Genomic DNA, 9,319 nt, shown 5'->3' with positions numbered 1-9,319 from the left:
ATTTACGACCTTAAAAGTCCAATACCTCAATCACATCATAGGCAGGCGTTTCATAAGGATGCGTCTGCTTTAGGGCTTCAATCACCGGTTTAATATACGCGTCGGCTACCACCATCTCCACGCGCCATTCTTCGACCGTTTCAAGTGTATCCTGCGCGCCAATATGCGGCTGACTACCTGCTAACGGCATAAACTGCCCTGTTCCTTTCACTTGCCAGCAGCACTGCTCATAATCACCAATCTTGCCAGCACCGGCCGTAAACAAGGCGGCTTTTACTAGCTCTAGCGCTTCATTGGGAATAAAAACTGTCAATTTATACATCGCTTACCCCTTTCATGCTTTTTAAAAAATTACTAACAACTATAGATTGGTTATTTTTTGGACAGCGAAGGATGGTCGGTCCAAATATAGCGCAGTAACCAATCTTTTGCCGCCCCCGCATAATCAATGCCAATACGTGGGCGCAGCGATACTGGCGGCTGACAGCCGTCGTCTTCGACCCACAGCCGTGACGCGGGCGTGATAGGCGCACCATATAACTCGCGGTCGATTTGCAGCCGTTTGGTCAGCTTGCCAGGGCCTGCAAATTGCTTGGGATGGGTTAGCTGTTCATCTGCGCTAAGGAGTTGCTCGTCGATTAAGCGCGCGCTATCGTCTGTCAAAAACCCTGCGCGTATTAATACCGCTTCTGGTGACTCTGCTGGTCCGCTCACCAAATTGAGCATATGATGGATACCATAAGTCAGATAGACATAGAACACCCCACCTTCGCTATACATAATCTCGGTACGCGGCGTACGCGTGCCAGCATGGGCATGACAAGCGGCATCACCTTCGCCAATATAGGCTTCGGTCTCTGAGATGCGCATCCGTAGGGTTTTTTGCTTACCATCACTATCGATTAGCTGTCGACATAAAACTTTGCCAATTAAATCTGCCGCTACTACGCAAGTCGGGCGAGCAAACCAGCTAGGTTCTAAAACCGTGGATTGAGTATCAGGTAATTTGGACGATAACATCAAGGGCGACCTTTTTTATAACAGCATTTAACTATCAACGATATAAATTTAGCATAAAAAACTACGTAAGGCGGCTAAGCGTTAGACCTTATTACCTATTGCAACTGTTGCTATACAGACAGTTAACTCATTCTAATAGTAAGCTTAAAACTCGCCAATCAATTTTAAAGTTAAAAAACTAAAAACATCCAACACTAAAAAATACAATCAAAAGGATATAACAATGACTAACTCTAATACTAACAATGATAAGCAGCACAATAACGATAGCAATAAAAATGCTAGCGAAAAAGATACGAATAAAAAAGCAGCGATGAAAGACAACAGCGACAATAATGCTTCTCAAAACAACGTAAATCACGATTCAAAGGACAACGCCTCAAAAGATAACGCCTCAAAAGATAGTCAGTCTAAGACAGACGATAACAGTAAAAACGACAAGCAAAATAGTCAGTCACAGAGTAAAGACAGCAAAGACGATAAGTCATCTAATCAAGACAATGCTAATGACAGAAAAGATGATAAAACGTCGGACAAGAACGATAGTAAAGATGGCGATAATGATAAATCGTCTGATAAAAACAATAGCGGTACCAAAAAAGACGAACAATCAGACGCTAAAAACGACAGTAAAAATGGTGACGATTCTGACAAGAAGGATAAAGATGATGACTCTAAATCTAGCGACGACAAAGAGTCTTCTTTAAAAGACACTGCTACCACTAAAGCCAAAGAAGTGGTTGGCACATTAGCGGACAAAGCTGCCGATGCGATGGAGATGGCAGCGAAGAAAATCAAAGAAGCGCGTAAAGATAAATAATATAGCAGTTTTTAACATAGCAATCTTTAACATAACCGTTTTTAAAATGCTTATCCCCATAAAAAAACTGAGCTCAAGGCTCAGTTTTTTATTCTTTAAATATTTTATATTTCTAGTTTAACGGCACACCGATACGTTTTGCTACTTCTTCATAGCCTTCAATCACATCACCCAATGATTGGCGGAAGCGGTCTTTATCGAGCTTTTTCTTGGTCGCTTTATCCCAGATACGGCAGCCATCAGGCGAGAACTCATCACCTAGAACGATACGATCATGGAATACGCCAAATTCAAGTTTAAAATCTACCAGTATTAAATCGCCAGCATCAAACAGTTGTTTTAGCACTTCATTAACTTGGTGACTTAACTCTTTCATTTTCGCCAATTGAGCTTCAGTTGCCCAATCAAGCGAGATAGAGATGGACTCATTGACCATCGGATCGCCAAGCGCATCGTCTTTATAAAACAGCTCATAGGTAGGCGGCGTCAAAGCTTGACCTTCCTCCAAACCTAGGCGACGTACCAAACTGCCCGCGGCAAAATTACGCACCACGCATTCAACCGGAATCATGTCTAAACGCTTGACCAGCACTTCATCGTCTGACAACTGCTTTTCAAAATGGGTTTCGATACCAGCGTCAGCCAGTTTTTGCATGATAAAGGCGTTAAAACGGTTATTCACCACACCTTTACGAGCCAGCTGTTCGATACGCTTACCATCAAGCGCTGAGGTATCGTCGCGGAAGTGTAAAATCAGCAGATCATGGTCTTCTGTTTCATAAACAGACTTGGCTTTACCTTTATAGAGCAGTTGTTGCTTTTGCATGAGGGAGTTCCTGTTCGTTCAAGCTTATGTGGTAAAAACGCGCAGTGACCGCCAAGCGCTTTGTATTAAGGTATAAAACAAACCTGCTTAACCATAATAAAAGATCAGCGGTATAGATAGGGATAAAAAAGGGGTTTATTCTGCTGCTTGGGTCGCAGCAACCGTACGCTGAGGTCTTGGCAGCTGATATTGTTTACCTGACTCATTTTCTAGTTTCAAGGTATTAGCGCCGGCATTAGGCGTTGGGTATAACGGCACAAATGGCGCTGTTTCTTGCGCCGCTGGCAATTCTAATGGCGCCAGTTTTTTGCTTTGCTGATACTCAAGGCTACCATTATCACGCTTACCAAACAGACCTTTGGTCGCTTGGCAGCCGCTCAACACTAACGTACTACCCAAAACCACGGTCATTAGCATCGGGAATATTTTTGCAGGGTTTGATGATACTGTCATCATATTATCTCTCTGAATTCGCAGTTATTGCTTATTTAGTGCGTATGTAGGCAAAGCGCTTATAGTTTTACCATGTCTAAAATTTTTTACTTAATAGTCAAAGCCTATAGAGCCACTATAAGCGGTATGTTTATTAAATTTATAAAAATCTAAAGTAAGTTTGCACGGATTAAAGCTTCATCAATGGTCGCATGGTGCTTTTCAGCCAACCATACCAACGGCAAACGAATACCGGTATCTATCATGCCCATTTTATGCAGCGCATATTTAACAGGAATAGGGCTTGATTCGATAAATAAATCACGGTGTAAGTGCTTGACCACGTCATGAACCTTATGAGCGGCATCAAAATCTCCACGCAGGCCGGCGCTAAAAGTCTCACTCATGGCTTTTGGGGCAACGTTAGCCGTCACCGAAATATTGCCTTTACCGCCAAACTGCATCAGCTCAAGAGCTGTACTATCGTCACCAGATAGCACCACCATTCTGTCGCCAACGGCTCTAATCAGTTGCTCACCGCGGACAGCCGAACCTGTGGCGTCTTTAATAGCAACGATATTGTCAATATCAGCGAGGCGTTCAACGGTTTCTTGGGCGATATCTACAACGGTACGTCCCGGTACGTTATAAAGCATTTGCGGGATTTTTACCGCTTCAGCGATGGCCTTATAATGCTGAAACAAGCCTTCTTGTGGCGGCTTATTATAATAAGGGGCGACCAATAACGCACAATCAGCACCTGCTTCGGCGGCATCTTGGGTCAACTTAATGGCTTCCATGGTATTGTTGGCGCCAGTGCCTGCAATCACAGGTACGCGACCTTTGACATGCTGAACAAAGTAGCGAATCACATCGCTGTGCTCTTGCATGGATAAAGTGGCGGATTCGCCAGTGGTACCGACAGCGACTAAGCAATGTGTACCTTGCTCAATCTGCCAATCTATGAGGTCTGCCAGACGTTTATAATCGACCGTGCCGTCAGGATGCATGGGCGTTACCAAGGCTACCATTGAGCCTTGTAGTCGGGTTTTAATATCGTCGTATGCTGTGCTCATAACCGTGCCTGTATATCCTAGCTTTTATTAAAGCTATCACATGATAAGTCGTTTGCAAGTGTCCCTATCTGCTCTATGGAGCTGAACGTTTGATAAAATAACGTCAGGACAATACCTTGCGTGATGTTCATACTGTGTATTTATTATGCTAACGTGATTAACGCTATTTAACTGCCGCCACTTGATTGACTGCAAGCCATAAAAACGCCTGCTAGTGTAGCATATTTTGCTTTCATCGCTATCAAACAATTCATGCTTAACACTTCTATAAAGCAAAAAATTAGCAATCTATCATAATGCTAAGCGCGATGTTATTTGGCTTAAAAAATAAGCCTGAAAACTAAATAGTTAGTGTAACGTAACTGCTTAGTGTAGCGTAACTAGTTAGCAGCGATAAAACCTTTTTAGGTATTTTAACGAATCGTCAACATAGCAATGGTCGGACGATATGCATTGCTGTAAATAAAGACAGCCGATTCATAACGCTGCTAATCACGCTATCCTTTACTATTCAATGCGTAAACCAATGATACCTGGAATTCCTTGCCGGACTATCTCAATCGTCACCACCCCTTTTTCGGGTAATGACCCCACGGCGCTAGAAAAATCATTGACCGTTTTAATCGGTTTTTGGTGCAAATTGGTGATGACGTCGCCTGCCAGTATGCCCGAGCGTGCCGCGAGTCCCGTCGGCTCAATAGCGGTGACCAACACGCCGGTCTTATTATCAGCAGCCAGCTCTATTTGCTCCTCCGGCGTTAAATTGCGCAGCGCCAGTCCCAAGCTGATGCCGTTGGCCTGCTGTGCGCCGGTTTGTGATTGCATAGCATTGGAAGCATTACTAAGCTTACCTGTTACGATAGCCTGTTTACCGTCACGCTGAATCTGAACGCGAAATATATCGTCAGGCCGCGCCCGATTAATCAGGTTTAATAAATCGGAAGCTTCCATAATTAGAACATCATTGTATTTTAAAATAATATCGCCTGGCTTTAGCCCCGCTTTTTGCGCCGGTGAGTCTGGTGAAACGCGCGTCAATAGTGCCCCTTGCGGACGCGCTAAATTATAAGCTTCGGCTAAATTCCGGTCGATATCTTGCGGAAAAATACCCAGATAAGCGCGCGCAACTTCACCGTTATCTTTTAACTGCTCATAAATATCCATCGCCGCATCAATCGGGATAGAGAATGACAAACCCATATAGCCGCCCGTGCCACTAAAAATACGCGAGTTGATACCAATTACTTCACCGCGCTGATTAAATAGTGGGCCGCCAGAGTTACCCGGGTTCAATGCCACATCAGTTTGGATAAAGGGTACACTGGTTTCACGGGAAAAATTACGCGATTTGGCGCTCACAATACCCGCTGATGCTGAATAATCAAAACCAAAGGGCGAGCCAATCGCCAATACCGGCTCCCCTACTTTTAGCGCGTTAGAATCGCCGATTGGCAAGGCGGGGAATTGACGCCCCGTCACCTTGAGCACCGCCACATCTGAGCGCTCATCACTGCCCACCAATTTGGCATCAAGCTCGCTTCTATCATTGAGCGTCACAGTAATTTTGTCCGCACCTGCCACTACATGATGATTGGTTAGCATATAACCATCACGGGTGACAAAAAATGCGGTGCCATAGGCATGTTCAATCGCGGGCGTCGCTGCTTGGTCAGGAATATGTAAGCGATCACCAAAGAACTTACGTAATAGCTCAGCGGTTTGGGCTTTAGCAAGCTCCGCCTCACTGACAGTTTTGGTGACGTTTACCCGCGCAACCGCTGGCGTGACTTGCTGTACCAAGCCCGAAAAATCTGCGGTGGTAACGGCCGCTTGGGCAGTTGGCACGGTCGCGATGTTGATACCTGCCGCCATAGTAGTGGCTACCGCTATGGCCAACGCGCTCTGCTGTAACCAACGGCTTAAATTGGCTGTATTCGACGTTTTAGACATATTTTTAGGCATGTTACCCTCCATATAATGGGTCTTTATAATTGTTATAAACGGTTTGAATAGGACCGTTATGAATAATAATTTTGGCGTTTTATTTATATATTATGCTGATAATCGCTCAGTTTACTCATTCGCTAACCTCTAAAGCTAACATTTAAAAATTGATTTTTATATTGGTCTTTGCATTGCTGGCTGAGAGATTTTACCGCTTGCTTTTGCTATCTGCGTTTACCATAAACTTTGGGAAATGCAAACTTGCAAAGAAGAATGCTTGTTAGTTTACCGTCCATTTTCGACTTATGGTATAAAACTTTATCTTTTCTATCATAAAGATAACCTTATTGCTAACATGCTAGACATACTACTTTTAATAGGCTTTTTCAACCAAGAATCAAGTGGCGCAAAGATTGCTCTAGAATACGTCAAATAAAACCATGTTATGATAACAAGCCCAATAATTTATATGACAAACAAAAGTTAATTTTGGTAGATCGTTATTTTAGCAAATCGGCAATCATCAGCTTATTTTTCATCTTTTGCTTTTTAGATTCTGCTTAGGGATCTAAAAAGCTTTTGTCTTTACGACGATATCGTACTGATAGCCAACCTCACTTGTGCTTTGATTACTTGTGCTTTGTTTATAGTGTGGTTGATGCTTTTATTAACAAGCGCTAGATTTAGCGCTCAGCGGTGTCTGATATTGCAACACTATATTTAGACGACGTTTGCTGCGGCTTACGCTAGCAGCGCTGGTAGTGCGCCTGAATAGATATAAAATATGACAAGATTATAAAAGGATTAATTTATGGATACCGCCTTATTGTTATCCGGCGTGGTTGGGCTCGGTATTGCCGCCCAATGGTTGGCTTGGTATTTAAAGCAACCGTCCATTTTGTTTTTATTACTGATTGGTATTATTGTTGGCCCGATATTGGGCGCTTTTGACCCAGACTTGGTACTTGGTGAGCTGATGTTCCCCTTTATCTCATTGGGCGTGGCGATTATTTTATTTGAAGGCTCGCTGACTTTAGAGTTCGATGAGATTAAGCAGCACGGCTCTGTGGTACAGATGCTGGTGTCGGTCGGTGTGCTTATTACCATTGTCATTGTGGCGCTATCGACTTACCTGTTGTTCGATGTCGACCCTTTGATTGCTTTGCTATTTGGCGCGCTGGTTTGTGTGACTGGCCCCACGGTCATTATGCCGTTACTGCGTAGCGTACGTCCGAATAAAACCATTTCTAATATTTTGAAATGGGAAGGTATCATCATCGACCCTATCGGCGCGATTGCAGTGGTTTTGGTCTATGAATATATCATCTCAGGCGGCGAAGCCAGTAGTATCTTACTATTTGCCAAAATTGTAGTATTGGCAGTGGCCATGGGCTTAGCGGGCGCGTGGTTATTGGCGTTTTTAATGCGCCGCCATATGATTCCTGAGTTTTTACGCAATGTCTTTACCTTAGCTTTTGTACTGCTGCTGTTTTCTATCTCCAACCATTTAGAGCACGAGTCTGGCTTATTAACCGTCACCGTTCTTGGCGTGGCGCTGGCTAACTGGCCAAAATTCCCGCGTGAGACAATTTTAGAGTTTAATGAATCGCTGACCATTTTATTGGTATCGGTATTATTTATCATTCTTGCGGCTCGCGTTGAGCTTGCCAGTTTGCTGAGTGTTGGCTTTGCAGGCTTGGTGTTGCTCGCGATTGTGATGTTTGTCGCGCGTCCTTTATCGGTATGGGCTTCGTCTATCGGCTCCAATCTAAAAACCAATGAAAAGCTGATGATTAGCTGGATTGGGCCTCGCGGTATCGTTGCCGCTGCAATCTCGTCGCTTTTTGCCATTCGCTTGCAGGAATATGATATCCAAGGCGTTGAGCTACTTGTACCTTTGGTTTTCCTTGTCATTATTGGCACGGTGATGATTCAAGGCTTGGGCGCAAAAATGGTTGGTAATTTCTTGGGCGTACGCGAGCCTGAAACCAATGGTATCTTGGTCGTTGGCTCCAACCCTATCGCGTTATTGGTGGCGACATCTTTAAAAGACCAAGGTTTTGATGTCATCGTTGCCCATAATAACTATACCAATATCGCCAAAGCTCGTATGAGTGGTCTGCGTACTTACTTTGGCAACCCCATCTCTGACCATGCCGACCATCATTTAGACCTTATTGGTATTGGGCGGCTGTTTGCCATGAGTACCGACAGGGAAATGAATACCTTGTCTGAGATTCATTACCGTCATGAGTTTGGCGAGCGTAAAATCTATCGCCTTAAATTCAGTGATGAAAAGGTCAAAAGCGAGCGCGATGATAAGCAGGGCAACTTCCATTCGCAGTGGTTATTTGGTAAAGATGTGACTTATGCCAAGCTTGCCAGTATGCTGTCGAAAAAAGCGCGTATCAAAATCACCAACATTACCGACAGCTATAGCTTTGAGCAATATAAAGCCGATAATAAGCAATTCGTGCCGCTTTATACCGTCGATAAAGAAGGTAAACTGCACGTGATTACCGATAATTTCGATGGGGTGGTGCCGCGTGATCGTAAGCTGATTTCATTGGTCGTCGATGATGAAGTGCAGCCAAAAGCGGTCGATGTGACGGCAAAACAAGAGCAGGCCCGCGCGGCGGCAGATGCCAGCTTTGAGTCCAGCTCAAAAGCGCCTGAAAAGCGTAAAGGTATAGAGCTGAGCGATGCTAGTGATGACACCACTACGTCAGAGACTGCAGCAACCACTGCTAAAGAAGCCAATGTAGCAGAAGTCGCTGAGTCAGAAAAGGCACAAGACAAACAAGCCGATAGCGTTACTGATAGGCCTAATAAAACTGAGGTTTCAAACACTACTACTGAAAAAGTAAATATTCAAACGGCAGAGTCTGACTCCACTGGCGCAGACAATTCTACTAAGGTTACCAATGCTATAAATAAAGGTGTCATGTCGGATAATTCGACCGCAACTTCGAAAACCAAAACCTCTAGCAGTACCAACGGTAATGGCAGCGCACCAAAAACTAAAAAAGGCACGCTTGACCCCAATCGTTTGCCGGATTCTAGCGGTGACAGCCTTGATAACGTTGACAGCATGGATATAGGTAAAGAGTAGAGTTATCTTTTTAATATTTTCCATAAACGGTAAAAGCCCTAACTGCTGAGTTGGGGCTTTTTTTGGACAATATAAGGTAGAAATGACAA

The 9,319-nt window shown here is 44.0% G+C and carries 8 protein-coding genes; 2 read left to right on the top strand and 6 right to left on the bottom strand.

Features of this window, described 5'->3' with window-relative positions:
• Positions 1–10: 10 nt before the first annotated feature.
• Both CXF58_RS13280 and CXF58_RS13275 read right to left on the bottom strand, forming a co-directional pair.
• Positions 11–322, bottom strand: a complete 312-nt coding sequence (locus CXF58_RS13280) for a YqfO family protein (protein ID WP_102077798.1) — start codon at positions 320–322, stop codon at positions 11–13.
• A 50-nt stretch (positions 323–372) separates the two neighbouring features.
• Complete coding sequence (locus tag CXF58_RS13275) at positions 373–1,020, bottom strand: DNA-3-methyladenine glycosylase (protein WP_102077797.1); 648 nt, start codon at positions 1,018–1,020, stop codon at positions 373–375.
• Positions 1,021–1,243: 223 nt separating this feature from the next.
• Here CXF58_RS13275 and CXF58_RS13270 point away from each other — a divergent pair, with 223 nt between their 5' ends.
• Complete coding sequence (locus tag CXF58_RS13270) at positions 1,244–1,840, top strand: hypothetical protein (RefSeq protein ID WP_180952594.1); 597 nt, start codon at positions 1,244–1,246, stop codon at positions 1,838–1,840.
• A gap of 112 nt (positions 1,841–1,952) precedes the next feature.
• Here CXF58_RS13270 and purC read toward each other — a convergent pair whose 3' ends face one another.
• The 4 genes from purC to CXF58_RS13250 form a co-directional block, all read right to left on the bottom strand.
• Positions 1,953–2,666 carry a phosphoribosylaminoimidazolesuccinocarboxamide synthase gene (gene purC / locus CXF58_RS13265; RefSeq protein WP_102077796.1) on the bottom strand — a complete coding sequence of 238 codons (714 nt, stop codon included), beginning with the start codon at positions 2,664–2,666 and terminating at the stop codon, positions 1,953–1,955.
• 135 nt (positions 2,667–2,801) lie between these two features.
• Entirely contained in the window at positions 2,802–3,122 is a 321-nt protein-coding gene (locus CXF58_RS13260; RefSeq protein ID WP_223808496.1) for a hypothetical protein, read from the bottom strand.
• A 146-nt stretch (positions 3,123–3,268) separates the two neighbouring features.
• Entirely contained in the window at positions 3,269–4,174 is a 906-nt protein-coding gene (dapA, locus tag CXF58_RS13255; RefSeq protein ID WP_102077794.1) for a 4-hydroxy-tetrahydrodipicolinate synthase, read from the bottom strand.
• A gap of 507 nt (positions 4,175–4,681) precedes the next feature.
• Positions 4,682–6,136 carry a Do family serine endopeptidase gene (locus CXF58_RS13250; RefSeq protein ID WP_102077793.1) on the bottom strand — a complete coding sequence of 485 codons (1,455 nt, stop codon included), beginning with the start codon at positions 6,134–6,136 and terminating at the stop codon, positions 4,682–4,684.
• A 793-nt stretch (positions 6,137–6,929) separates the two neighbouring features.
• On the opposite strand from CXF58_RS13250, the gene CXF58_RS13245 reads away from it, so the two are divergent.
• A complete protein-coding gene (locus CXF58_RS13245) occupies positions 6,930–9,230 on the top strand; it encodes a cation:proton antiporter (protein WP_102077792.1) in 2,301 nt (766 codons plus the stop codon).
• Positions 9,231–9,319 lie beyond the last annotated feature (89 nt).

It is taken from the genome of Psychrobacter sp. Sarcosine-02u-2 (assembly GCF_002836335.1).
Classification (GTDB): Bacteria; Pseudomonadota; Gammaproteobacteria; order Pseudomonadales; family Moraxellaceae; genus Psychrobacter; species Psychrobacter faecalis.
This window is presented reverse-complemented; position numbering and strand designations above follow the sequence as displayed.